Annotated in this window: 23 protein-coding genes; 15 read left to right on the top strand and 8 right to left on the bottom strand. The window is 67.4% G+C overall.

Annotation, left to right across the window (positions count from 1 at the left end):
- Positions 1-89: 89 nt before the first annotated feature.
- Positions 90-1,784 (bottom strand): acyl-CoA dehydrogenase family protein, encoded by a 1,695-nt coding sequence (locus tag IE191_RS19855; RefSeq protein WP_191326122.1) that lies wholly within the window; start codon positions 1,782-1,784, stop codon positions 90-92.
- A gap of 99 nt (positions 1,785-1,883) precedes the next feature.
- On the opposite strand from IE191_RS19855, the gene IE191_RS19850 reads away from it, so the two are divergent.
- On the top strand, positions 1,884-2,498 hold the full coding sequence (locus IE191_RS19850; protein ID WP_191326121.1) for a TetR/AcrR family transcriptional regulator: 615 nt from the start codon (positions 1,884-1,886) through the stop codon (positions 2,496-2,498).
- Positions 2,499-2,507: 9 nt separating this feature from the next.
- Here IE191_RS19850 and IE191_RS19845 read toward each other — a convergent pair whose 3' ends face one another.
- On the bottom strand, positions 2,508-3,080 hold the full coding sequence (locus IE191_RS19845; protein WP_191326120.1) for a ferritin-like domain-containing protein: 573 nt from the start codon (positions 3,078-3,080) through the stop codon (positions 2,508-2,510).
- Between the two features lie 209 nt (positions 3,081-3,289).
- On the opposite strand from IE191_RS19845, the gene IE191_RS19840 reads away from it, so the two are divergent.
- From IE191_RS19840 to IE191_RS19825, 4 genes are all read left to right on the top strand, one after another.
- Complete coding sequence (locus IE191_RS19840) at positions 3,290-4,207, top strand: heme o synthase (protein WP_191326119.1); 918 nt, start codon at positions 3,290-3,292, stop codon at positions 4,205-4,207.
- Between the two features lie 48 nt (positions 4,208-4,255).
- Positions 4,256-4,432, top strand: coding sequence for a cytochrome c oxidase system small membrane protein (locus tag IE191_RS19835; protein WP_191326118.1), 177 nt, complete (start codon positions 4,256-4,258; stop codon positions 4,430-4,432).
- 35 nt (positions 4,433-4,467) lie between these two features.
- Complete coding sequence (locus IE191_RS19830) at positions 4,468-5,022, top strand: cytochrome c oxidase assembly protein (RefSeq protein WP_191326117.1); 555 nt, start codon at positions 4,468-4,470, stop codon at positions 5,020-5,022.
- 105 nt (positions 5,023-5,127) lie between these two features.
- Complete coding sequence (locus IE191_RS19825) at positions 5,128-5,952, top strand: cytochrome c oxidase subunit 3 (RefSeq protein ID WP_191326116.1); 825 nt, start codon at positions 5,128-5,130, stop codon at positions 5,950-5,952.
- A gap of 107 nt (positions 5,953-6,059) precedes the next feature.
- Here the strand turns inward: IE191_RS19825 and IE191_RS19820 are convergent, their stop codons facing one another.
- The 3 genes from IE191_RS19820 to IE191_RS19810 all read right to left on the bottom strand — a co-directional run bounded on the left by IE191_RS19820 (position 6,060) and on the right by IE191_RS19810 (position 10,985).
- On the bottom strand, positions 6,060-8,723 hold the full coding sequence (locus IE191_RS19820) for a M1 family metallopeptidase (RefSeq protein ID WP_191326115.1): 2,664 nt from the start codon (positions 8,721-8,723) through the stop codon (positions 6,060-6,062).
- A 188-nt stretch (positions 8,724-8,911) separates the two neighbouring features.
- The gene (locus tag IE191_RS19815; RefSeq protein ID WP_191326114.1) at positions 8,912-9,394 is read right to left on the bottom strand and encodes a DUF6869 domain-containing protein; all 483 of its coding nucleotides are present in this window, start codon (positions 9,392-9,394) and stop codon (positions 8,912-8,914) included.
- 16 nt (positions 9,395-9,410) lie between these two features.
- A complete protein-coding gene (locus IE191_RS19810) occupies positions 9,411-10,985 on the bottom strand; it encodes a helicase HerA-like domain-containing protein (protein WP_191326113.1) in 1,575 nt (524 codons plus the stop codon).
- A 101-nt stretch (positions 10,986-11,086) separates the two neighbouring features.
- On the opposite strand from IE191_RS19810, the gene pabB reads away from it, so the two are divergent.
- The 4 genes from pabB to arfB all read left to right on the top strand — a co-directional run bounded on the left by pabB (position 11,087) and on the right by arfB (position 15,281).
- Positions 11,087-12,931, top strand: a complete 1,845-nt coding sequence (gene pabB / locus IE191_RS19805) for an aminodeoxychorismate synthase component I (RefSeq protein ID WP_191326112.1) — start codon at positions 11,087-11,089, stop codon at positions 12,929-12,931.
- 6 nt (positions 12,932-12,937) lie between these two features.
- Entirely contained in the window at positions 12,938-14,113 is a 1,176-nt protein-coding gene (locus IE191_RS19800) for a pyridoxal phosphate-dependent aminotransferase (protein WP_229815699.1), read from the top strand.
- A 98-nt stretch (positions 14,114-14,211) separates the two neighbouring features.
- Positions 14,212-14,865, top strand: a complete 654-nt coding sequence (locus tag IE191_RS19795) for an RluA family pseudouridine synthase (protein ID WP_191326111.1) — start codon at positions 14,212-14,214, stop codon at positions 14,863-14,865.
- Positions 14,866-14,897: 32 nt separating this feature from the next.
- Complete coding sequence (gene arfB, locus IE191_RS19790; RefSeq protein ID WP_191326126.1) at positions 14,898-15,281, top strand: alternative ribosome rescue aminoacyl-tRNA hydrolase ArfB; 384 nt, start codon at positions 14,898-14,900, stop codon at positions 15,279-15,281.
- Positions 15,282-15,388: 107 nt separating this feature from the next.
- Here the strand turns inward: arfB and fumC are convergent, their stop codons facing one another.
- The 3 genes from fumC to IE191_RS19775 form a co-directional block, all read right to left on the bottom strand.
- Positions 15,389-16,792 (bottom strand): class II fumarate hydratase, encoded by a 1,404-nt coding sequence (gene fumC / locus IE191_RS19785; RefSeq protein WP_191326110.1) that lies wholly within the window; start codon positions 16,790-16,792, stop codon positions 15,389-15,391.
- A 46-nt stretch (positions 16,793-16,838) separates the two neighbouring features.
- Positions 16,839-17,099 carry a hypothetical protein gene (locus tag IE191_RS19780; RefSeq protein WP_191326109.1) on the bottom strand — a complete coding sequence of 87 codons (261 nt, stop codon included), beginning with the start codon at positions 17,097-17,099 and terminating at the stop codon, positions 16,839-16,841.
- A 92-nt stretch (positions 17,100-17,191) separates the two neighbouring features.
- Positions 17,192-17,416, bottom strand: a complete 225-nt coding sequence (locus IE191_RS19775) for a hypothetical protein (RefSeq protein ID WP_191326108.1) — start codon at positions 17,414-17,416, stop codon at positions 17,192-17,194.
- Positions 17,417-17,523: 107 nt separating this feature from the next.
- On the opposite strand from IE191_RS19775, the gene IE191_RS19770 reads away from it, so the two are divergent.
- From IE191_RS19770 to IE191_RS19745, 6 genes are all read left to right on the top strand, one after another.
- Positions 17,524-18,741: a cation:proton antiporter gene (locus tag IE191_RS19770; protein WP_191326125.1), complete on the top strand. Its 1,218-nt coding sequence runs from the start codon at positions 17,524-17,526 to the stop codon at positions 18,739-18,741.
- A gap of 24 nt (positions 18,742-18,765) precedes the next feature.
- On the top strand, positions 18,766-19,245 hold the full coding sequence (locus IE191_RS19765) for a DUF3592 domain-containing protein (protein ID WP_191326107.1): 480 nt from the start codon (positions 18,766-18,768) through the stop codon (positions 19,243-19,245).
- Positions 19,246-19,278: 33 nt separating this feature from the next.
- Positions 19,279-21,093, top strand: coding sequence for a DNA helicase RecQ (gene recQ / locus IE191_RS19760; protein WP_373299348.1), 1,815 nt, complete (start codon positions 19,279-19,281; stop codon positions 21,091-21,093).
- A gap of 110 nt (positions 21,094-21,203) precedes the next feature.
- The gene (locus IE191_RS19755) at positions 21,204-22,220 is read left to right on the top strand and encodes a right-handed parallel beta-helix repeat-containing protein (protein ID WP_229815698.1); all 1,017 of its coding nucleotides are present in this window, start codon (positions 21,204-21,206) and stop codon (positions 22,218-22,220) included.
- Between the two features lie 40 nt (positions 22,221-22,260).
- On the top strand, positions 22,261-22,617 hold the full coding sequence (locus tag IE191_RS19750) for a hypothetical protein (protein WP_191326106.1): 357 nt from the start codon (positions 22,261-22,263) through the stop codon (positions 22,615-22,617).
- A 68-nt stretch (positions 22,618-22,685) separates the two neighbouring features.
- The gene (locus tag IE191_RS19745; protein ID WP_191326105.1) at positions 22,686-22,985 is read left to right on the top strand and encodes a hypothetical protein; all 300 of its coding nucleotides are present in this window, start codon (positions 22,686-22,688) and stop codon (positions 22,983-22,985) included.
- Positions 22,986-23,080: the final 95 nt, after the last annotated feature.

Raw genomic sequence — 23,080 nt, 5'->3', positions numbered from 1 at the left:
TCCGTCCTTCCAATGGACCAGACTCTAATCAAGCTTGGAGGAAAATCAGGGGGTCACGTCACATCCCCTCCCGCCCGCGGATGGGGATTTCAGCCGAGAAGATCGGGCTGGATGGTGGGGAAGGCGGCGACAAGTCCGGTTCCCTGCGCGGTCAGCGTTGCTTCGGCCTGGGCTTGCGCATCTGCCAGGACCAGCCAGTGGCGGCCCAGTGCGGCCAGGTGGTTGTGCGTGGGCGTGCCGGAAAGAGCGGCCAAACGCGCGGCGATCCAGCCGGTCGTGGCCAGCGACGCGAGTTGCAGGAACGGATAGGCGACAATCGTGGCCCCGGCCTTGTCCAGGCTCGCCGCGGCGAGTTCGAGCCGATCGAGCAGGATACCCAGCGTGGCACTGCCGAGCGAGGCTTGATCCGCGCGGGCCTTCGCGAGGAACGCGCGGTAGGCACGGCCCTCGTCTCCCAGCACACGGCGCAAGGCCAAGTCGAGCGCCTGCATGCCGCTGGTGCCTTCGTAGATCGCCAGCACCCGCGCATCACGCAGGTAGCGCTCGGCCGGCCATTCGCGGGTATAGCCGGCCCCGCCCAGAACCTGGATGGCGTCGCTGGCGCAGAGGCTGGCCGCTTCGGCGGCGAAGTTCTTGGTGATCGGCAGCAGCCAGGCGAGCAGTTGACCAGCCTCCGTGCGCGCCGTCTCGTCCATTTCGCGCGCCTGAAGGTCGGCCATGGCCGAGGCGGTGAGCACCAGGCCGCGCGTCACTTCGGCGCGGGCGGCGAGGCCGAGCAGCACGCGCTGCACATCGCCATGGCGATCGATGGTGACGGGCGGAGCGTCAGCCTTGCCGCCCTGGCGCCGCTCGGCGGCATAGCGCCAGGCGAGGCTGGCTGCCGCACCGGACAGGCCGGCGCCCTGGCTGCCGACCGACAAGCGCATGCCGATGATCATCGTGAACAGTTGCGCCAGGCCGCGTCCCGGCGTGCCGACGAGATACCCGACCGCGCCTTCAAAGCCGAGCGCGCAGGTGGGCGAGCCATGGAGCCCCAGCTTCTCCTCGATCCGCCGCACGACAACCGTATTGCGCACCCCCTCATGATCGGATGGTACGAGAAACAGGCTGAGCCCGGCCGATCCGGGCGCGGCATCGGGCGTGCGCGCCAGCACCATGTGGGCAATGCGCGGGGTCAGGTCATGGTCGCCGAAGCTGATCCAGATCTTTTCCCCGGTGACGCGCCAGGTGCCGTCGCCCTGCGGCACGGCCATGGTCCGCAGACGGGGCACATCCGATCCGGCCTCCGCTTCGGAAATGCAGATGGTCGCTGCCCATTCGCCCGCAACGAGGCGCGGCGCCCATTCGGCCCGCAAGGCGGGATCGCCATAGCGCTCGATCACCTTGGTGGCGCAGCGCATCGGGGTGGGCAGCATGCCAAAGGCAGGCGAGGCGCGGTTGACCAGTTCCTCGCACGCCGAATGCACGATCATCGGCAGCCCCGCGCCGCCCCATTCCGGCGCGCCTTCGATGGTTGTCCATCCCCCCTCGACGAAGGCCGCCCAGGCAGCATGATGGCCAGGCGCCAACGTGACCCGCCCTTGGTCGAGCCGACAGCCGGTGCGATCGGCATGCGTGTCGAACGGCGCGATCACGCCCTCGGCGATGTCCGCCGCGCCGCCGACGATTTCCAGCAACATGGCCTCGTCCAGACCCGCCTCGGGAAACAGCGCCTGGACCCGTGCGAATTCGGGCAGGGCAAGCATCTGGGCAACGATCGTGCTGGCGGCAGCGGTGTAGGGCATGGCGGGCTTTCCTCTCTATACGCTACCGTATGGTTTGCGGGAAAGCGCTGGTCAAGGCCGGTTCTGGACGGCGGCTGCCTGGCGCCCTAAGCCAGGGCCATGACGTCAGATCCCCGCGAACCCCCTCCTGCCGCGTCCGGCTCTGGAGCCAAGCGCCTTGGCCGCGCCGACTGGATCGAGGCGGCGATGCGCGTCATGGCCGACAGCAGCGTGGAACAGGTGCGGGTGGAAAAGCTCGCCGTGGACCTCAAGGCGTCCAAGGGCAGCTTCTACTGGCATTTCAAGGATCGCCACGCGCTGCTCGACGCGGTGCTGGAGGCGTGGCAAGAGCGCTCCACGCTGGCGGTGCAGGAACGGCTGATCCGGGACGAACCCGATCCGTCGCGCCGCATTGCCCGCTTGATGGAACTGCCGTTTCATTCCGGCGCAGCCGCGCGCGCGGCGGACCTGGAATTGGCGATCATGGGCTGGGCGAGACGCTCCGAAGCGGCGAGAGCAGCGGTCGGCCGGGTCGATGCGGTGCGCACGGACTATCTCGTTGCGCAGTTCCAGAGCTTGGGAATGGATCGCGACGAGGCCGAGTGGCGCGCGCACCAGGCCTATGCGCTGCTGCGTTATGTAGCGCAGCGGACCGACCTGCCATTGGCATCGCGCCAGGCGATGGTGGCGCGGCTGCATGCCCGGCTGACGCAGGAGAGCGTCGCCGGGCGATGAGCATCGGGCTTATTCGCCCTGCCAGCCTTCCAGCAGGTCACGGAATTCGTCCGCGTGGTCTTCTTCCTGCGCCAGGATGCCTTCGAGCATGATGCGCGTCGTGGGATCGCGATCGCCGACATAGGCGATCAGTTCGCGATAGGATTCCACCGCGATGCGCTCGGCGATCAGGTCTTCCTTGACCATGTCCTTGAGCGTCTTGCCCACCTGGTATTCGGCGTGGCTGCGCTGGGTCAGGGTGACGGGGTTGAGGTCGGGCTCGCCGCCCAGTTGCACGATGCGCTCGGCCAGCTTGTCGGCATGGCCGCGCTCCTCGTTGGCGTGCTCCAGAAAATGCGCCTTGATCGGCTCGGACACCAGGCCATCGGCGGTGTAGTAGTGGCGCATGTAGCGCAGCACGCAGACCCATTCGGTGGCCAGCGCCTTGTTGAGCTGGGCGATGATCACTTCGCGGTCCTTGGGGAAGGACTGCGTGACCGGGCCCTGGTCGATATGCTTGCGCGCCTGGGCACGCAGCGTGGCGGTGTCGGTGAAGGTGGCGTCGGCAGACTTGGCTGTTTTCGCTGCGGTGGCAGTGGCCATGGAACATGCTCCTGCAAATGGGGTGGGGCATGCGCGCAAGACCGCCATGCCGTGTCACCGGCCCAATGATCGGGCGGGGTTGCGGTTCCTGTGCCCGATCGGGCGGGGCGGTTGATCGATTGCCGGGCAAGAAGCGGCCGCGCGCAAACGCCCCCGTTCCGGCGCTCCGCCCTTTCCCTTGTGGTGCGGGCTGCTATAGCCCGACGACGATGGACCTTGTGACGACTCCCTTGCGCATGCCCGCCGACTGGCGCGACTTCTTTGCGCTGACCAAGCCGCGCGTGATGACGCTGGTGATCTTTACCGGCCTGTGCGGCCTGCTCGCCGCACCCGGAGACATCCATCCGGTGCTGGGCTTTGCCGCGATCCTGTGCATTGCGGTGGGCGCTGGCGGGGCGGCCGCGCTCAACCAGTGGTGGGAGGCGGACCTCGACGCCGGGATGAAGCGCACCGCGCGCCGTCCCGTCCCGGCCGGCCGCGTCGAGCGCGAATCGGCGCGCGATTTCGGGTTCGCGCTGTCGGGTGGTTCGGTCGTGGTCATGGGCCTGGCGATCGGCTGGTTGGCCGCGGCGATCCTGGCGATCTCGATCTTCTACTATGCCTGGGTCTATACGGTCTGGCTCAAACCGCGCACGCCGCAGAACATCGTCATCGGGGGCGGGGCCGGGGCCTTTCCGCCGCTGATCGGATGGGTGGCCGTGACCGGGCACATCACCTGGATGCCGGTCGTGCTGTTCCTGATCATCTTCCTGTGGACGCCGCCGCATTTCTGGGCGCTCGCGCTGTTCGTGCAGATCGATTACGCCAAGGTCGGCATTCCAATGCTGCCGGTGGTGGCAGGCGAGCGGGCCACGCGGCGCCAGATCCTGTGGTACACGCTGCTGCTCGTGCCGGTGAGCGTGGTGCCGACGATCCTGGGCGGGGCAGGGCTGGTCTATGGCGTGGCAGCGGGGCTGCTCGGGCTGGGCTTCCTCGCCCTCGCCATTCGCGTCGGGATGCGCGAGAGCGTGCCGAACGACACGATGAAGCCGGAAAAGCGCCTTTTCGGGTATTCCGTGCTCTATCTGTTTGCATTGTTTGCCGCGCTCGTGCTGGATCGCTTTGCCGGGCTGCAAGGCTGGGCCTGATCATCGGGGCCTGAGCGCTCGGAGCACGAGACGGGAAGAGGACAAGACGTGGCCGAAAAGCCGGAAGAGATCGACCTGAAAGCCTTTCGCGCGCGGCAGAAGGCGCGCAACCGGGCGCTGGGCCTGGTGCTCGGCGCGCTGGTCGTGCTGTTCTTCGCGATCACCGTGGTGAAACTGGGCGTCCAGGCGGCGCACCGCCAGGAGAGCCAGCAACACGCGGGATAAGGCCCGCCTTTCCATCGGGTTTGGGAGAGAGACCTTTGGCAACGGCCATCGACAAGACCACGCGGGCCAATCGTCGCGTCGCCGTCATCGCCGGCGCGATCGCGCTCGGCATGCTCGGGATGGGCTATGCGGCCGTCCCGCTCTATCGCATGTTCTGCCAGGCGACCGGTTTTGCCGGAACCACGCAACGCGCCACGGCGGCACAGGCGGCGAGCGTCAAGGCCACGCTGCGGCCGATCACCATCCGCTTTGACGCCAACGTGGCGCCGGGCCTGCCGTGGACGTTCAAGCCCGAGCAGGTGACGCAGGATGGCCGAATCGGCGAGCGCAAGATTGCGTTCTTCACGGCCCGCAACAATTCCGACCAGCCCATCGTGGGCCGCGCGGTATTCAACGTGACGCCCGAGCAGACTGGCGCCTACTTCCACAAGATCCAGTGCTTCTGCTTCAATTATCAGAAGCTTATGCCAGGGCAGGAAGTGCGCATGCCGGTGGTCTACTACGTGGATCCCGCTATGCTGGATGACGCAAACACCCGCAACGTCCCGGAAATCACGCTCAGCTATACGTTCAACAAGGCCGCAAATTGACTGGACCGCGCCCCGTGCGCCCGATAGACATTGCGGTCATCAAAAATGGCTCCCGTCGCCCCGTGCACGAGGATGCCGGTTAAGCCTTGGGGGAAGTAGACGATCATGGCCGGCGCCAAGAACCACGATTATCACATCCTGCCGCCCGATATCTGGCCGTTCATGGGCGCGATGTCGGCCCTGGTGATGACCAGCGGCGGCGTTTTCTACATGCACAAGATGGCTGGCGGAACGCAGATCATGCTGCTGGGCCTCCTTGGCGTGCTGCTCACCATGTTCTCGTGGTGGGGCAAGGTGATCAAGGAAGCCCACGCCGGCGATCACACCCCGGTGGTGCAGTTGCACCAGCGCTATGGCATGATCCTGTTCATCGCTTCGGAAGTGATGTTCTTCGTCGGCTGGTTCTGGGCCTTCTTCGATTTCTCGCTGTTTCCCAGCAAGCTGAACACCGATGTGATCGGGGGCGTGTGGCCGCCCAAGGCGATCGAGGCCGTGATCAACGCCTTCGATCTGCCGCTGCTCAACACGCTGATCCTGCTCTGCTCGGGCACCACGCTGACCTGGGCGCACCACGCCCTGATCCACGGTGATCGCAAGAGCCTGAAGCAGGGCCTGGTCGCCACGATCCTGCTCGGCCTGCTGTTCACCTCGATCCAGGCCTACGAATACGTCCACGCGCCGTTTGCCTTTGGCAAGAACACCTATGGTTCGGCCTTCTTCATGGCCACCGGGTTCCACGGCTTCCACGTGATCATCGGCACGATCTTCCTGATCGTATGCTGGATCCGCGCGGAACGGGGCGAATTCACGCCGCGCCAGCATTTCGGCCTGGAAGCGGCGGCCTGGTACTGGCACTTCGTCGACGTGGTCTGGCTGTTCCTGTTCGTGGCGATCTACGTGTGGGGCAACTGGGGCGCAGTGGTCGAATAACCGGTCCGGCGTCTGATCTGCGCATTTAAAAAGGGGCGCCTTCCCGGTGAGGAAGGCGCCCCTTTTTGGTGTCTGGTTGGGGAGGTCAAAGACCTCCCCTCGTCGTGTCACTTCACGGCAGCCAGTTCGGCCGAGAGCGCCGCGCCGCGCTGGTCCTTGAGCACCGCGCAGTCCTGCACCCGCTCGATCGCGCGATCGAGTTCCAGCGCGCCGGAATTGTTGGCGAAGTGCGGGCGCCAGGCCGTGATCGCCTGAGCCTTGTCGACCGAGCAGAACGTGCTCGCCACCTGCGGCAGGCTGCGCGCCAGGAAGATGCCGCCACCGCTCTTGAGCAGGCTGTCGAGATGGGCGTTGGCCCAGGCAAACGCCTGTTCCGAGGTCTTGGGCGAAGCGATGGCCAGCGAAATGCCCATCAGCCGTTCCGACAGGCGCAGGCGCTTGTCGGAAAAGTCCTCGATCAGCCACTTGGCCACGGCCGGATCGTTGCTGCGGCCCACGGCGCGCAGCAGCGCCGGGCGCAGCAACGGGTCTTCGCTGGACAGCGCCTTTTCCATCAGCACCTTGGCGCCTTCCAGGCCACGCGGCTTGAGCCAGGCCTTGAACGCGCTGTTGTAGAACGCCGGGTCCAGCGCGCCGGCATCGCCGGCCAGCAGGCCATCGGCGGCCTTGGCCAGGCGCGCGTTGAGCGCGGCGTCTTCTGCCGTGCCGGCCATTTCCGCGACCAGCGCGACGCGGCGCTGCTGCTGGTCCGGATCGTCGGTGGCATGGGCACCGGCGCGCGGATCGAAGCCCAGCTTGGCCAGTTGCGGCCCGCGCACTTCGCTGACCAGGCGGCGCAGCCCGTCGTGCGCAGCCGGGGTCAACAGCCCGCGATCGTCAAAGCTTTCGAGCTGGCTGGTCGCCCCGTCGCTGGCATAGCTGTCGGGATTGGCGGCAAAGCTGCGCGCGGCAGCGACCATTTGCGCCGGGGTGGCGCGGCCGGCCATGAAGCTGGCTTCCAGGCTGTCGATCGCGGCCAAGGCTTCGCCGCCGGGCAGAGTGGACCCTTGCGCGATCAGGCTGTCCCACTGCGCGGCAGGCAGTTCGAAGCGATAGTAGCCGGTGCCGCCGGCATTGGGCATCAGCACGCCACTGCCCGGCACGGCGATCGTCGCGCTCTGGTCCACCAGCAACTGGCACAGGCGCGCGTCGCCCTGGCGCAGGCACAGCGGAATGCCCCAGGTCTGCGCCGGGGCCTTGGTGCCCAGCCGCACATAGCGGCTTTGCGTCACCGTCCACTTGCCTTGGCCGGCCGGGGCGAAGGTCACCAGCGGCACGCCCTGCTGGTCGGTAAAGCTCTGCATCGCCGGCAGAATGCGCGGATCGCCGGCGGCATCGGCCATCGCGCCAAAGAAATCGGCGGTGCTGGCATTGCCGTACTTGTGCTTGGCCATGTAGCCGCGCACGCCGTCGCGGAACTTGGTATCGCCCATGAAGGCGGCGATCATCGACACCACGTGGCCACCCTTGCCATAGGTGATCGTGTCGAAGGCCGCATCGATCTGGCTGTTGCGCGCAATCGGCTGGTGGATCGGCCGCCCGGCGAGCAGCGCATCGGTGCCCATCGCGGCAAAGCCTTCTTCCAGCGCGCCGGCGCCGATGTTGAGATCGGGGCGCCATTCGTTGCCGATGCGGAAGCCCATCCAGTTGGCAAAGGATTCGTTGAGCCAGATGTCATCCCACCAGGCCGGGCTGACCATGTCGCCAAACCACTGGTGGGCCAGTTCATGCGCCACGACCATGCCGAAATTGCGCTTCTGCGCGGTGGAGGCCTTGTCGTCGAGCGCGAGGAGCGAATCTTCGTAGAGATCGGCCCCGGCGTTTTCCATCGCGCCCGGCATGATCGGGGCGGTGATCTGGTCCAGCTTGGGGAAGGGGAAGGCCTGGCCGAAATAGTTTTCGAGGTGGCTGACGATACCCTTGGTGCCATCCAGCGCGAAATCGAGCTTGCCGGCGTTGGGCTTGGTCGAAATCACCCGCAGCGGCAGTGGAGTGGCGCGCTGCGGCGTCGCCGGCACGGCGCCATCGACGCTGACGAACGGCCCGGCCATCACCGCCACCAGATAGCTCGGCAGCGGCAGCGTGGGGGCAAAGCGGTGCACCGTCTGGTTCCCGCGCGTTTCGGTGGCCACTTCGGGCGCGTTGCTCACCGCGCGCTGGCCGGCGGGCGTGGTGATCGTGACGGTGTAGGGCGTCTTGAAGCCGGGCTGGTCGAACGCGGGAAACGCGCCGCGCGCGTCGATCGATTCGAACTGGCTCCAGCTATACCACTGGTCGCCCACGTGAACGCGGAACAGGCCGGTGGGGCCATCATTGAACGTGCCCGCGTAATCGAACACCAGCGTTGCCGCGCCCGACGGCAGGGCTTGTGCAAAGGTCACCAGCGCCACGCCGGTATCGTCGGCCTGCTGGAACGTGCCGACGATGGACTTGCCGCCGACCTTGGCGACCACCTGCTTCACGTTGAGATTCAGCCCGTGCATCCACACATAGCGGCCGCCCTGGTTCACGGTGACGTCGATCTCGGCGTGGCCGGCAAACTGCGGCTGGGCGGGATCGAGCGTGAAATCGAGGCGATAGGCGCGCGGCACCACTGCATTGCCCAGCTTGCCGGCCGGCAGGGGGCCGGCTGCGGCGGGAATGGCCAGCGGCTTGGTATCGGGAGCGGCAATCGCCGGGCCGGCGGCAAGAGTGCCCGCCAGCATCGTGGCGGCAAGAAGCAGAGCGCGCATGGAATCCTTTCACGCGAAAAAGAGCGTGCCCGCGTGCTTGCGCCTGCCCGGTTGCAGGCGCAACCGGTTTCGACGAACGACCGGGAGGGATCGGCGAACGACCATTCGGATCCTCCCCCGCCACCCGGGGGGAGGTTGGCAGCCCGAAGGGCTGACGGAGGGGGATGTGTGGCCGCGATACCAACCTGTCACTTCAGCGGTTGGCTGTGCGCTTGATCTCGCGGCGGCATTCCATCAGATGGCGGTTCCTGATGTGGCCCGTAGACGCGGAATTCGCTGATCGCGTCCCAGGCGCGTCGCGCGATGGCAGTCTTGAAGGGATGGCTGAGAAGCCACCTGAAACGCGCCGATTTCCTTGCTTCCCTGACGATGCGATCAAGCAATGCATCGCTGGGATCGCGGAGCACGTCCTCCAACGGGCCGCATGCTAGCGATGCGAGAAACGAGGCGTCGTCAGACCGCGCCGCGCCGAGCATCACATAGGCGAACGCAGTTTCACAATCATCGTGATAAGCCAGATGGATGGCTTCAAAGGCGTGCCAATAGGCCTCGGGCCTGCGTTCGCCTTCTCCCCGATGCTTTGCATAGACATCCAGATTGCGGCACATTTGCTCCGCATCCGGGCGGGCCAACGCGCGTTCCAGTTCACTGGAATGTGGCGTATCGTCCATCCACGGGTTCACCCCCCTACCGCAGCAACCCGCCCAGCAACCCGCGCGCGAAGCGGCCCAGGGCTTCGCCGCCCAGGCTGGTGGCGATGGAGCCGACCATGGCGGTGACGCCGCTGGCCACGGGGGCGGCGCGGGATTTCTTGCCGGCGATTTGGGCGGCGATCATCGCGCCGGCCGAAGAGGCCACTGCGCCCATTGCCGCCTTGCCTGCGCGGCCCCACAGCGTGGGGGACTGGCGCGGTTGCGCGCGCTGGGCTGCCTCGCCCTGTTCCTGCACGGTCTGCGCGGCGGCGGCGGCATCGGCAGCTTTCTGCGCCAGGACTTCGGCCGCGCTTTCGCGGTTCACGGAGGTATCGTATTTGCCGCCAAACGGGCTGGCCGCCTGGATCGCGGCGCGTTCGGCCGGGCTCACCGGCCCCAGGCGCGAGCGCGGCGGGGCGATCAGGGTGCGGGCGACCATGCCCGGCGCGCCTTCGGCATCAAGCGTGGAGACCAGCGCTTCGCCCACTTTCAGCTCGGTGATGGCCTGCACCACGTCGAGATCGGGGTTGATGCGGAACGTCTCTGCCGCCGCCTTGATTGCCTTCTGGTCGCGCGGGGTGAAGGCGCGCAGGGCGTGCTGCACGCGGTTGCCCAACTGGCCGGCGACCTTTTCAGGAATGTCGATCGGGTTCTGCGTGACGAAATAGACGCCCACGCCCTTGGAGCGGACCAGACGCACGACCTGCTCGACCTTGTCCATCAGCGCATCGGGCGCGTCGTCGAACAGCAGGTGGGCCTCGTCGAAGAAGAACACCAGGCACGGCTTTTCCGGATCGCCGACTTCGGGCAGCGCCTCGAACAGTTCGGACAGCAGCCAGAGCAGGAACGTGGCATAGAGCTTGGGGCTCTGCATCAGCTTGTCGGCGGCGAGCACGTTGACCATGCCGCGCCCGCTTTCGTCGATATGCAGGAAATCGTGGATTTCAAAGGCCGGTTCGCCAAAGAAGCGGTCCGCCCCCTGGCTTTCCAGGCCGAGCAACTGGCGCTGGATCGCGCCGACGCTGGCCTTGGTCACATTGCCGTATTTGGTTGCGAGTTGCCCGGCGTTTTCCGCGCAGGCGGCGAGCACGGCCTGGAGATCGGCAAGGTCCACCAGCAGCAGGCCGTTGTCGTCGGCATAGCGGAAGGCGATGGTCAGCACCCCTTCCTGCGTTTCGTTGAGGCCCATCAGGCGCGCCAGCAGCAGTGGCCCCATTTCCGAAATCGTGGTGCGGATCGGGTGGCCCTGCTCGCCATACAAATCCCAGAACACCGCCGGATTGTCGGCATAGGCATAGTCGGTGATGCCAAGATCGCGCGCGCGTTGTTCCAGGCTGGCGGCATGCTTGAACGTCGGGCTGCCGGGCATGGCGATGCCGGAGAGATCGCCTTTCACATCGGCCAGGAACACCGGCACCCCGGCGCGGCTGAACTGTTCGGCCATGCCCTGCAAGGTCACCGTCTTGCCCGTGCCGGTGGCCCCGGCCACCAGCCCGTGGCGGTTGGCCCGGCCCAGCAGCAGCACTTCGCGTTCGCCCTTGGCGCCCAGCCCCAGGAAAATGTCGTTCATTTCGGCCCTCTCGTGTTCCGTGGTTTCTGTGTAGGGCGGGGCGCGATTGCCCGCGAGGGCTTTTTGCATCCGCATCGGCTTGTCGCTATGCGCAGGGGGCCATGATACGCGCTCCCTTCCTTTTGCTGGACGATGCCCGCCAGGGCGACGATGGTTCGGCCCGGCTGTACGAAAATCCCGTGGAGATCGTGGTCGCCCGCCGCGAGGACGAAGTGGCCGCTGCGCTGGAACGCATCGCCGCGACTCCGGGCTGGTGGGCCGGCGCGCTGGCCTATGAAGCCGGGCTGGCGCTGGAGGCGCGGCTGGCGCCACGCGCAGCCGCGCGCAGCGGCGCGGCCGGGCCGCTGGTGTGGTTTGCCCGCTTTGCGCGGATGACGCCGCTGACCAGCGCCGGCGTCGCCACCTGGCTGGCGGCCGAGAGCGGGGACAGGAGCGGGGGCGGCGGACGGCTCGGCCCGCTTGGCCCGGCCCATTCGGTGGGCGGCTATGCCCGCGCTTTTGCCCAGGTGCAGGAGGCGATCCGCGCCGGGGATATCTATCAGGCCAACCTGACGTTCCAACTGGCCGGATCTTGGGCCGGCGATCCGCTGGCGATCTATGCCGCGTTGCGCGGTGATGCGCGCGGCGGCCATGGCGCGGTGCTGTGGGACGGCTCGCACTGGCACCTGTCGGTCTCGCCCGAGCTGTTCTTTGAATGGCGCGACGATCGCGTGACGGTGCGCCCGATGAAAGGCACCGCGCCGCGCGGCGCCACCGCGCAGGAAGACGAAGCGCTCAAGCAGGCGCTGGCCGCCAATCCCAAGGATCGCGCCGAGAACCTGATGATCGTGGACCTGATGCGCAACGACCTGTCGCGCGTGGCGGTGCCCGGCACGGTGAAAGTGCGTGATGCCTTTGCCGTGGAAACCTATCCCACGGTGCACCAGATGGTCACCACCGTCACCGCGCAAGTGCTGCCCGGCACGCAGGTGGCCGATGTGCTGCGCGCGATCTTCCCTTGCGGATCGATCACCGGCGCGCCCAAGATCCGGGCGATGGAATGGATCGACATGGCCGAACGCGATGCGCGTGGCCTCTATTGCGGCTCGATCGGCCATATCGATGTGCCCGATCCGGCCACCCCGGCCGATGGCGATGCGCCCGGGGCTGGAAGCGCGGCGTTCAATGTGGCAATCCGCACCGTGCGCCTGGTGCCAGACCATCCCGGCGCGGCCGGGGGGCGGGCGACCATGGGGGTCGGTTCGGCCGTGGTCGCGGATTCGGCGATGCTCGGCGAATGGCGCGAATGCGTGGTAAAGGGGAATTTCTTGCGCCTGAACGCCGGCAATGCCGACCTGATCGAGACCATGGCCTTTGATTCGGCGGCGGGGATCGTGCTGCTCGAACGCCATCTCGAGCGGATGAAGCAGAGCGCGCAGAGCCTGGGCTTTGCGTTCGATCGCCATGCCGTGCGCAATGCCATCCACGCGCTGTGCTTCGATCTCGATGCCCCGGCCAAAGTGCGGCTGGTCCTGGCCCGAAGCGGCGCCCACGCCCTGGAAGCTGCGCCCATGCCCGCACCGATTGGCGGGCCGATGGTGTGCGCCGTGCTGCCCCTGCCGGTCAGCGAAAGCGACTGGCGCCTGCGCCACAAGACCAGCGATCGCGGTTTCTACGAAGCGGGCCTGCGCGCCGCGCAGCGGGTCGGCGCGCAGGAGGCCCTGCTGCGCCGCGACGATGGCCTGCTGACCGAAGGCTGCTTCACCACGCTGTTTGTCGAACGCGACGGCGTGCTGGTGACACCGCGCGCCGAGCTGGGCCTGCTGCCCGGCGTGCTGCGCGCGCAGTTGCTGGAGGAAGGCCGTGCGGTGGAAGGCGAGGTGCGGCTGGAAGACCTGGCCGACGGGTTCTTCCTGGGCAATGCCGTGCGCGGCCTGATGCCGGCCCGCCTGCTCGGGCAGGGCTGACACGCCATGGACCATCGCACGACCAGCCAGGCCCTCGGCCGTATCGCCCCTTCGCGCACCAATGCGATGACCGACCGCGCGATCGAACTGCGCGCGCAGGGGCGGGACATCATCTCGCTTTCGGTGGGTGAACCTGATTTTTCCACGCCGGCCCATGTCATCGCAGCGGCCAAGGCCGCGCTCGATGCCGGGCAGACGCGCTACACCGCCGTGCCCGGCACCCAGGCCCTGCGCGAGGCGGCGGCGCTGCACTTCCGGCGCGATCTGGGCTTGGCCGTGGGGCCGTCACAGGTGATCGTCACGGCCGGTGGCAAGCAGGCGATTTTCGAGGCACTGCTGGCCACGCTCGATCCGGGGGACGCGGTGCTGATCCCTTCGCCGTGGTGGGTCAGCTATCCCGAGATCGTGCGCTTTGCCGGGGCCGATGTGGTGGACCTGCCCACGCAGGCCGCCGGAGGCTTTCGCATCACGCCCGCCCAGTTGGCGGCAGCGATCACCCCCGCCACGCGCTGGCTTCTGCTCAACAGCCCCGGCAATCCCACCGGCGCGACCTATCCGGCGCACGAATTGCGCGCGCTGGGCGATGTCTTGCGCCGCCATCCCCGTGTGCTGGTGCTGTCCGACGATATCTATGCCCCGCTGCGCTATGGCGGCGGGCAGCACGCCACGCTGGCGGTGGAATGCCCGGATTTGCAGGACCGCATCCTGACGGTGTCGGGCGTTTCCAAAAGCCACGCGATGACCGGGTTCCGTATCGGCGTCTCGGCCGGGCCGGAATGGCTGGTGAAAGCCATGGCCAAGCTGCAATCGCACAATTCCGGCAATCCCTGCTCCATCGCCCAGGCCGCCGCCACTGCCGCGCTGGCCGGGCCGCAGGATTTCCTGGCCGATTGGCGCGAGCGGTTCCGCGCGCGGCGCGACAAGGTGGTGGCCGCGATCAACGCCATTCCCGGCCTCTCCACCCCGGTGCCCGATGGCGCGTTCTATTGCATGATCGATGCCGCGCCGCTGATGCCCCGCTTTGGCGATGACGAGGCGCTGGCGCTGCATCTGCTCGAGCATGGCGTGGCGGTGGTGGCCGCGTCGGCCTTTGGCGGCGGGCCGGGCTTCCGCATCTCGTTCGCGGCCGATGATGCCATGCTGGACGAGGCGCTGCGGCGGATTGCGGCGGCCCTTCGCTGACGTCTTCGACAAGGCGCAAGGAACCGGCTAAGGGGCAGCCAACAACCCCGTTCGTGCTGAGCCTGTCGAAGCACGCCAGCGCAAGGCATGCCCCATCCATGATCGAAATCCCCATCCTGTTTGAAGACGGCGAAGCGCTTGTCATCGACAAGCCCGCCGGCCTGCCGCTCGATCGCCCGCGTGCCGGTGGCATCGCGCTTGAAGACCGTCTCGACGAACTCAAGCTCGGCTTCCAGCGGCCGCCCGCGCCGGTCCACCGGCTGGACCGCGATACCTCGGGCTGCCTGCTGCTGGCGCGCAATCCCAAGGCGCTCAAGCGCTTTTCCGCCGCGTTCGAGGCGCGCCAGGTTGAAAAGGTCTATTGGGGCGTGGTGGCCGGAGAGGTGGAAGGCACGGCCGGCACGATCGCGCTCAACCTGTCGAAGATTTCCAGCGCGGCGGCCGGCTGGCGCATGATCGCCGCGAAAAAGGGCAAGCCGGCGGTCACCCACTGGCGCGTGCTGGCGCGCCTGCCGGGCCGCACGCTGGTGGAATTCCGCCTGGAAACCGGGCGCACCCACCAGGTGCGCGTCCACGCGCTGACCGGCCTCGGGGCGCCGCTGCTGGGTGATCCGGTCTATGGCGACGGCAAGGGCGCGGCGCGCACGCTGCTCCACGCCGCGCGGATCGTGGTGCCGCGCGAAGGCAAGGAGGCGATCGTGGCCGAAGCGCCGATTCCGGCCGACATCGCCGGGCTGGGCTTTACCCTGTGAGCGATTCTCCCGAGGCGATCGTGGCCCGCGCCATGGGCCTTGTGGAGGAAAGCTTCATTGCCGCCGCCGGGCCGGGCGGACAGAATGTCAACAAGGTGGCGACGGCGGTGCAACTGCGCGTCAATGTCTTTGCCCTGCGCCTGGCGCCGCCGGTGTTCCACCGCCTGAAGGAACTGGCTGGCAGCAAGTTTACCGCCGGCGGCGAGATCGTGCTGACCGCGCGGCGCTTCCGCACTCAGGAAGCCAACCGCGAAGACGCCCGCGCGCGGCTGGCCGACTTGCTGCGCGAGGCGTGCAAGCTGCTGGAAAAGCGCGCGAAGTCCCGCCTCAACCGCGTGGGCAAGGTGCAGCGCCTGCAAGGCAAGAAGATTCGCGGCGCGGTGAAGGCCGGGCGCGGCAAAGTGCGGTTCGATTAAAGTGCGATGACAAAAAGTGGGAACCGGTTTTTGTCAAAAATCGCCCGACCACAAATATCCAGAGCGTGAGGGCGTTTCATTGAAACGTCATCACGCTCTGGCCGCCATCACACCATGTCCTGTGGGCGCACCAGCCGGTCGAACGTCGCCTCGTCCACCAGGCCCAGCGCCAGCCCGGCCTCGCGCAGGGTGAGGCCGGCCGCATGGGCATGCTTGGCGATCTTGGCGGCATTGTCATAGCCGATTTCGGGCGCCAGCGCGGTCACCAGCATCAGCGAGCGATCGACCAGTTCGGCAATGCGGCGGGTGTTCGGCTCGATCCCTTCCACGCAGCGCACCGCAAAGCTTTCCATGCCCACGGCCAGCAGGTGGACCGAGCGCAGTACCGCCGCGCCGATCATCGGCTTGAACACGTTCAGTTCCAGGTGCCCCTGCATCCCGCCCACCGTCACGGCCTGGTGATTGCCGATCACTTGCGCGGCCACCATCGTCAGCATCTCGCACTGCGTGGGATTGACCTTGCCCGGCATGATCGAGCTGCCCGGCTCGTTGGCGGGCAGGTCCAGTTCGCCCAGGCCCGAACGCGGGCCAGACCCCAAGAGACGGATATCGTTGGCGATCTTGGTCAGGGCCACGGCCAGCGTGGCGAGCGTTGCGGAAAACTGCACCAGTGCATCGTTGCTGGCCAGGGCCTCGAACCGGTTGGGCGCCGGCGTGAAGGCATGGCCGGTCAGCTCGGCCAATTGCGCGGCCATGGCCTGGGCAAAGCCTTCCGGGGCATTGAGCCCGGTGCCCACCGCCGTGCCGCCCTGGGCCAGGCGCAGCAGATGCGCCTCGGCATGGCGCAGGCGCTGATAGGCATCGCGCAATTGCTGGACATAGCCGGAAAATTCCTGCCCCAGGGTGAGCGGCGTGGCATCTTGCAAATGGGTGCGCCCGATCTTGACGATCCCGGCCCATTCGCGCGCGGCGGTATCGAGCGCGCCGGTCAGCAGATCGAGCGCGGGCAGCAGATCGCGGTTGAGCGCGACCACGGCGGCCACGTGCAGCGCGGTGGGGAAGCTGTCGTTGGAGGATTGCCCGCGGTTGACGTGATCGTTGGGATGAACCGGGCTCTTGCCCCCGCGCGTGCCGGCCAGTTGCTCGTTGGCGCGGCCGGCGATCACTTCGTTGACGTTCATGTTGCTCTGCGTGCCGCTGCCGGTCTGCCAGATGACCAGCGGGAACTGATCATCGTGCAGCCCGGCCACCACTTCGGCGGCGGCCTTTTCGATCGCCTCGGCCAGCCTTTCGTCCAGGCCGTGCTGGCGGTTGACGCGGGCGGCGGCCTGCTTGACCAGAGCGAGCGCGTGGACGATGCCGATCGGCATGCGCTCGCCCGCGCCGAACGGGAAATTCTCGATGGAGCGCTGGGTTTGCGCACCCCAATAGGCCTGCGCTGGAACGGCAATCGTGCCGATGCTGTCGCTTTCGATGCGGCCAGCGCCGCTGCTGTCGTGTGGGGATTTCATGCCGGGGTCCTTTCGCGGCGCCGGGGCGGCGTGGACCCCGGTTGTGTCAGAGGGGACGGTGGGATGTGGCCGATTGGGTGCGGCGCTGGAGGAAGCGGGCTTCCACCTGCGGCCCGGCCTGTTCGGCCAGGATCGAAAGCGCGGCGTGCAGGCCGCGTTCCGCCAGGCGATCCACCGCGATCTCGGGCGGAATGCCCAGTTCGCGCGCCATGTCGCGGATCGCGCGCGCCATCTCGATGAATTCCAGTTCGCTCTCCCGCGCCGCGCGCCATTCCGCCGAAGGGGAGAAATTGTGATGCATGTCCATGCCGTCGCTCCTGTCGTTGTTGCCGGACAGAGGCTAACAGTTGCCGGGCGCTGGGCGGTTTAAGGCAGGGCATAGGCATATTGCGGAGGGGCTTAATCGAGCCAAGCCGGCGCCGGGACATCGCGCCGGACCGGCCGCCGGGCAAGCGCAGGCAGCTCGGCCCGCAGTAACCGGGCCTCTGGCATGGTCCTGGGCCGACCGGCCTGGCTATCGAGCATGGTTAGCGCGGCGGCAAGACCTTCGCCCATCGTGCGCCCGATCGCCATGGATTCGTATTCCTCCTTGCGCAACAGCACGTTTCGCAGATCAAACGCCATGGGTGAACGCTCCTCTTGCGCCAGCACGATAGTGTGTCAGATGGAGCGGGCCTTGACCCACGGCAAGAGTGCCGGGGCAATTCGGGACGGGATGCGGGGGCATGGCCATGGGCACGAGTGAAATCTTCCTGATCGCGCTGACGATCATTCTGGCCGTGCCCTGGCTCGCATGGCGCCTGCTGGATCGCGACGATCACGCGCCGCTGGTGGTGGTGCAGATCGTGGGCGGCATCCTGCTCGGGCCGGGTGTGCTCGGCGCGGTCTATCCGGCCTATTACGCTTTCGTGTTCAATCCGCAGGTGATTGGCGCGCTCAACGGCGTGGCGTGGTGGGCGGTCAGCCTGTTCGTGTTCATCGCCGGGGTGGAACTCGATCTGGCCGATGCCTGGGGCAATGCGCGCGAAACCCTGGTCACGGCGTCCTGCGCCTTGCTCACGCCGCTGGTGCTGGGCGCGCTGGCCGCCGCTGGGCTGCTGACCATGTCCGGCTGGCTCGGCGCCAAGGGCACCTGGAGGCAGGGCGTGGCCGGCATCGGCATGGCCTGCGCGGTGACCGCGCTGCCGATCCTGGTGCTGCTGATGGAAAAGCTCGGCATCTTTCGCACACCGCTCGGCCAGCGCATGCTGCGCTATGCCAGCATGGACGACGTGGCGATCTGGGGCGTGCTCGCGCTGATCCTGCTCGATTGGCAGCGGATCGGCCGGCAGGGCCTGTTCCTGGCTGGCTTTGCCCTCGCCGCCTGGGCACTGCGTCGCCTGATGGTCCGCGTGCGCGAAGACGATCGCTGGCACATCGCGCTGATCTGGCTGGCGGCGGTGGGCTTTGCCGCCGACTGGTCGGGCCTGCATTTCATGGTCGGCGCGTTCCTGGCAGGGGCCGTGCTCGACGCGCACTGGTTCGAGCAGGGCCGCCGCGATGCCTTCCGCCATTTCCTGCTGCTGGCGGTCATGCCGGTGTTCTTCCTCTCTACCGGGCTGCGCACGCATTGGGGGGAATCTTCGGGGGGGCAATTGGGCGGGCTGGGCCTGCCGGCGGTGATCGGTGCGGCGCTGCTGCTGCTTGTCGCTTCGGTGGCGGGCAAACTCGCCGGGGTTCATCTCGCCGGCCGCATCCTCGGCTGGCAGAAGGGTGAGGCCGGGGTGATCGGCTGGATGCTCCAGACCAAGGCGCTGATCATGATCATCTTCGTCAACGTCCTGCTCGACAAGCAGATCATCACGCCCGAGGCGTTCACCGCGCTGTTGCTGATGGCGGTGATGAGCACGATGCTGACCATGCCGATCGTGCGGCCCAGGCTCCGGCGCCTGGCGTCAGCGGAATCTTGACACTTTCCCGCTAGGCCAAAGGGCATGGCCGATGTTCTTGTCCTGGCGGCGCTGGTGTGCTGGCTGCTGTTCGTGTTCTGCCTGTGGCAGGCGCTGCGTCTGCTGGGCACCTGGCAGCCGGCGCCAGCCATGGTCTGGCGCAGCGACTACAGCGAAGGGCAGCAGTCGGAAGACTTCTGGTCCTTTGGCATGACGATGTTCACCTCGCGCGGGTGGAACTGGCGCGATGGCGACGACACCCGCTATATCGAGGACGAAATCCGCTTTCGCGATCGCGACGGGATCGAGCGACGGGCGCTGGTCCACCGCTGGGTGCATCGCGGGTGGAAGCCTGCGGGGGCCTATACCGTTTGGTACGATCCCGCCGATCCCAGCCGTGCGACGGTGCTGGGGCCGTTTACCTGGGCCGCCTGGGCCGTGCTCTCGCTGGTGCTGTTCTTCGGGGCGCTGCACATGGTGCAGGTCGTGGGCCTGCCGCCGCTGCTTACCCGTCTCTTGGGGTAGCGAGGGGGCGGGCGATCTGCCATAGGCGGCGGCGTGACTGCCGTTCTGCCCGATCTTTCGCCCGATCTTGACGCGGCGCGCCAATGCCTGGCGCAAGTGTTCGGTTTTTCCGGCTTTCGTGGCGTGCAGGACCAAGTGGTGGGCCGCGTCTTGGGCGGGCACTCTACCCTCGCCGTGATGCCTACAGGGGCCGGCAAGTCGCTGACCTACCAGTTGCCGGCGGTGATGCTGCCGGGCACTTGCGTGGTGGTCTCCCCCTTGATCGCGCTGATGCACGATCAGTTGCGGTCGGCCACGGCCAACGGCATCCGCGCCGCCGCGCTCACCAGCGTGGACACGGACCGCGAATGGACGATCGAGCGCTTCCGCAACGGCGAGCTGGACTTGCTCTACGTCGCGCCCGAACGCGCCAGCCAGCCGCATTTCCGCGAATTGCTAGGCAAGGCGCCGCTCGCGCTCTTCGCCATCGACGAGGCGCACTGCGTTTCGGAATGGGGCCACGATTTTCGCCCCGACTATCGCCTGCTGCGCCCGCTGATGGACGCTTTCCCGCAGGTGCCGCGCCTGGCGCTGACCGCCACGGCCGACCGCCACACGCGCGCCGATATCCTCGAACAGCTCGGCATCCCCCACGATGGCCTGATCGTTGCCGGATTCGATCGGCCGAACATCCAGTATCGCATTGTCCCGCGGGACAATCCGTTGCGCCAGCTCACCCGCCTGCTGGCCGACAATCCCGGCCCCGGCGTGGTCTATGCGCCCACCCGCGCGCAAGTGGAAAAGCTGGCAGAACAACTCGGTGATACCGGGCGCCGGGTGCTGCCCTATCACGCCGGGCTACCGGCGGAGACGCGCGCGGCCAACCAGGAAGCCTTCGTCACCAGCGAAGACATGGTGATCGTGGCCACGGTGGCATTCGGCATGGGCATCGACAAGCCCGACGTGCGTTTCGTTGCCCACGCCGGCCTGCCCAAGTCGATCGAGGGCTATTACCAGGAAACCGGCCGTGCCGGGCGCGATGGCGACCCGTCGGTGGCGCTGCTGCTGTGGGGCGCGGACGATTTCGCCCGCGCCCGCCAGCGCCTTTCCGAAGTGGACCAGAGCCGCCAGCAGGGCGAGCGGACGCGGCTCGATGCGCTCGCCGGCCTGGTGGAAACCGCCGGGTGCCGCCGCGCCGTGCTGCTGCGCCACTTTGGCGAAGATCCGCCGCCCACTTGCGGCAATTGCGACAATTGCCTGGAGCCACCGGGCCTGACCGACGCCACCGAACTGGCGCGCAAGCTGCTTTCGGCGGTCTATCGCACCGGGCAAAGCTATGGCTTGGGGCATCTCGAAAAAGTGCTGACCGGCGTTGCCGACGAGCGCGTGACCGCGCGCGGGCATGACCAGCTTTCGGTCTTCGGCATTGTTCCGGCAGACCAGGCCCCGCTGCTCAAGACTCTCGCCCGTGCTCTTCAGGCGCGGGGTAGCCTGGTGCCGACCGAACACGGCGGCCTGGCACTGGGCGGGGATGCGCGCGACATCCTCAAGGGGCTGGCGCAAGTGGAAGTGGTGCTGCCGCCGGCAAAGGAACGCGGGGGCCGGCACAAAGGCAAGGCCGGCAGCGGCGCTGCGCTCAATCCCGTAGGCGATCCCCTGTTCGACGCTCTGCGCGCCCTGCGCCGCGAAATCGCCCAGGAAGCCAACGTGCCGCCCTATGTGGTGTTTCACGACGCCGTCCTGCGCGAAATGGCCGCCTCGCGCCCCACCACCCTGGCTGACCTCGCCGCGATCAGCGGCGTCGGCACCCGCAAGCGCGACGCCTATGGCGACCGCTTCCTCGCGGTGATCCGGAGCCATGCTGGCTGACGGCTTTTCGCGTCCGGCTTCGGGACAGATGGGCGTCCGGAACCTAAATGCATGGTCAACCATTTTTCGTTAGGCTGCCCCGATCGGATGGGGAGCCGAGTGAACACGCCATGCTGATCGAAATGGAAACCCGCCTGAGCCGGCACCGCACCTTGCGGGCGCGTCTGATGCTCCTGGCCGTGGCCGCGCTGGCCGCGATCCCGGCGGGTGCCCTGCTGGCGCAGACTGGGCCTGTGTCCGGGCCTGCGCCCGGCGGGGCGGCGCCCTATACCATTGTCGAGACCGGCAAGGGCTATGACCGCTTGCAGGATGCGATCAACGCCCTGGGTGAGGGTGACGGCACGATCCGCGTGGCGCCGGGCACCTGGCACGATTGCGGTGTGCAGCCCCATGGCAACGTCACCTATGTCGCGGCCATTCCCGGCCAGTCGATCTTCGACGGCAAAGTCTGCGAGGAAAAGGCCGCGCTGGTGATGCGCGGGCAATCGATGCATGTCGATGGGCTGGTGTTCCAGAACATGCGCGCCTTCGACGCCAATGGTGCGGGCATCCGCCTGGAGCGCGGCGACCTGACCGTGCGCGAAGCCTGGTTTCGCGACAGCGAGCAGGGCATTCTGTCGGCCAACTATCCTGCCGGCCACGTGCTGATCGAGCAATCCACGTTCACCCGGCTGGGCCGGTGCGATCGCGGGCTGTCCTGCGCGCACTCGCTCTATTTCGGCGACGAGGCGAGCGTAATCATCCGCCGCAGCCGCTTCGAGGAAGGCACCGGCGGGCACTACGTGAAAAGCCATGCCGGCCGCATCGAAGTGACCGATTCGAGTTTCGACGACAGCCGGGGCCATACCACCAACTACATGATCGACCTGTCGATCGGCGCCACCGGGGTGATTTCCGGCAACTGGTTCGTCCAGGGGCGGGACAAGGAAAACTACAGCACGTTCATCGCCAACGCGGCCGAGGGCCATGAACACAGCGCTGACGGGCTGACCATCACTGGCAACACCGCGCGGCTGGTGCCGGGCCTGTCGCGCCCGACGGTGTTCGTGGCCGACTGGTCCGGGGACCGGATCAACCTCGGCCCCAATGCGCTCGGGCCGGGCATCGCCCGCTTCGAGCGGCGCTGAGCTTGCCTCGCGGCGCCGTGCCCCCTACCTTGCACGTATGTTGAGCCGGTTGCCCCTGGATCTGGCGGGTCGCCTATGGGCGCTCCTGCTGGTCGTGACCGTGGCCCTGAGCGCCCTTGCGCCCGGGGCCGCGCCGGTTGCGGTGCGCAGTGGCTCGGCCTTTTCGGTCGATACCGTCGAGATGGTCGTCGCCCCGCCCCGGCCGCAGGTGGCCGTGGCGCGCCTGGAGGCCTTGCCCCCCGTGCCCGTGTTGCCGGTGGCGGCCGTCGCCTTGCCGCTGCTGGCTGTTCCTGCATTCCTCCGCAGCGTTTCGATCACGCCGCCGGCCACCGGCCCGCCTCTCGCCGCGGTCCCGCTGCGCGCACCGGGCACCCCGCGCGCACCACCCCACGCCTGACAGAACCCGTGATCGTTCTGCGCCGCCCGGCGGCGCAGGCCCATGCCGTTTTGCCAGGATATCCAATAATGACGATTCAGACCCAGACGTCGCAAGCCCTTGCGCGCCGCGCGCATGTCGAAGCCTTGCTCACCGCCTATCCCGATGTCACGCCCGAGGAACACGGGTTGCTCGTTCACTACTTCAAGCGCGAGGCCAATGCGCTCGATGTCGGCATGATTGCCAGCAACGAATCGATCGGGCGCGGCTACGCCCGCTTTCGCGCCGACCACCTCGACCGCTTCACCTGGGCGGACCTTGCCAAGGGCATGGCCGGCACCGCCGTGCTGGTGCTGTGCGTGGGATTGGTGATGTTCCGCGCGTTTTGACCACTTTGCTTTAGGGTCCACACCACCCCCCGACCCCTCCTCTGAAGAGCAGGGGAATCGCATATGGGCTTGCGCTGCTGATTGAATAGGATTCT

The sequence above is a fragment of the Novosphingobium pokkalii genome (assembly GCF_014652855.1).
Taxonomy (GTDB): Bacteria; Pseudomonadota; Alphaproteobacteria; order Sphingomonadales; family Sphingomonadaceae; genus Novosphingobium; species Novosphingobium pokkalii.
Note: the sequence above shows the minus strand (reverse complement) of the source record. Positions and strands in the feature narration are given on the sequence as shown.

What these genes read in the sequence shown, in the direction of transcription:
- IE191_RS19825 (WP_191326116.1), top strand. Translation starts at nt 5,128, where the DNA reads ATGGCCGGCGCCAAGAACCACGATTATCACATCCTGCCGCCCGATATC.
- IE191_RS19845 (WP_191326120.1), bottom strand. Translation starts at nt 3,080, where the DNA reads ATGGCCACTGCCACCGCAGCGAAAACAGCCAAGTCTGCCGACGCCACC.
- IE191_RS19815 (WP_191326114.1), bottom strand. Translation starts at nt 9,394, where the DNA reads ATGGACGATACGCCACATTCCAGTGAACTGGAACGCGCGTTGGCCCGC.
- IE191_RS19855 (WP_191326122.1), bottom strand. Translation starts at nt 1,784, where the DNA reads ATGCCCTACACCGCTGCCGCCAGCACGATCGTTGCCCAGATGCTTGCC.
- pabB (WP_191326112.1), top strand. Translation starts at nt 11,087, where the DNA reads ATGATACGCGCTCCCTTCCTTTTGCTGGACGATGCCCGCCAGGGCGAC.
- IE191_RS19770 (WP_191326125.1), top strand. Translation starts at nt 17,524, where the DNA reads ATGGGCACGAGTGAAATCTTCCTGATCGCGCTGACGATCATTCTGGCC.
- IE191_RS19755 (WP_229815698.1), top strand. Translation starts at nt 21,204, where the DNA reads ATGCTGATCGAAATGGAAACCCGCCTGAGCCGGCACCGCACCTTGCGG.
- IE191_RS19850 (WP_191326121.1), top strand. Translation starts at nt 1,884, where the DNA reads ATGACGTCAGATCCCCGCGAACCCCCTCCTGCCGCGTCCGGCTCTGGA.
- IE191_RS19800 (WP_229815699.1), top strand. Translation starts at nt 12,938, where the DNA reads ATGGACCATCGCACGACCAGCCAGGCCCTCGGCCGTATCGCCCCTTCG.
- IE191_RS19810 (WP_191326113.1), bottom strand. Translation starts at nt 10,985, where the DNA reads ATGAACGACATTTTCCTGGGGCTGGGCGCCAAGGGCGAACGCGAAGTG.
- IE191_RS19795 (WP_191326111.1), top strand. Translation starts at nt 14,212, where the DNA reads ATGATCGAAATCCCCATCCTGTTTGAAGACGGCGAAGCGCTTGTCATC.
- IE191_RS19745 (WP_191326105.1), top strand. Translation starts at nt 22,686, where the DNA reads ATGACGATTCAGACCCAGACGTCGCAAGCCCTTGCGCGCCGCGCGCAT.
- fumC (WP_191326110.1), bottom strand. Translation starts at nt 16,792, where the DNA reads ATGAAATCCCCACACGACAGCAGCGGCGCTGGCCGCATCGAAAGCGAC.
- IE191_RS19780 (WP_191326109.1), bottom strand. Translation starts at nt 17,099, where the DNA reads ATGGACATGCATCACAATTTCTCCCCTTCGGCGGAATGGCGCGCGGCG.
- IE191_RS19820 (WP_191326115.1), bottom strand. Translation starts at nt 8,723, where the DNA reads ATGCGCGCTCTGCTTCTTGCCGCCACGATGCTGGCGGGCACTCTTGCC.
- arfB (WP_191326126.1), top strand. Translation starts at nt 14,898, where the DNA reads ATGGGCCTTGTGGAGGAAAGCTTCATTGCCGCCGCCGGGCCGGGCGGA.
- IE191_RS19765 (WP_191326107.1), top strand. Translation starts at nt 18,766, where the DNA reads ATGGCCGATGTTCTTGTCCTGGCGGCGCTGGTGTGCTGGCTGCTGTTC.
- IE191_RS19840 (WP_191326119.1), top strand. Translation starts at nt 3,290, where the DNA reads ATGGACCTTGTGACGACTCCCTTGCGCATGCCCGCCGACTGGCGCGAC.
- IE191_RS19775 (WP_191326108.1), bottom strand. Translation starts at nt 17,416, where the DNA reads ATGGCGTTTGATCTGCGAAACGTGCTGTTGCGCAAGGAGGAATACGAA.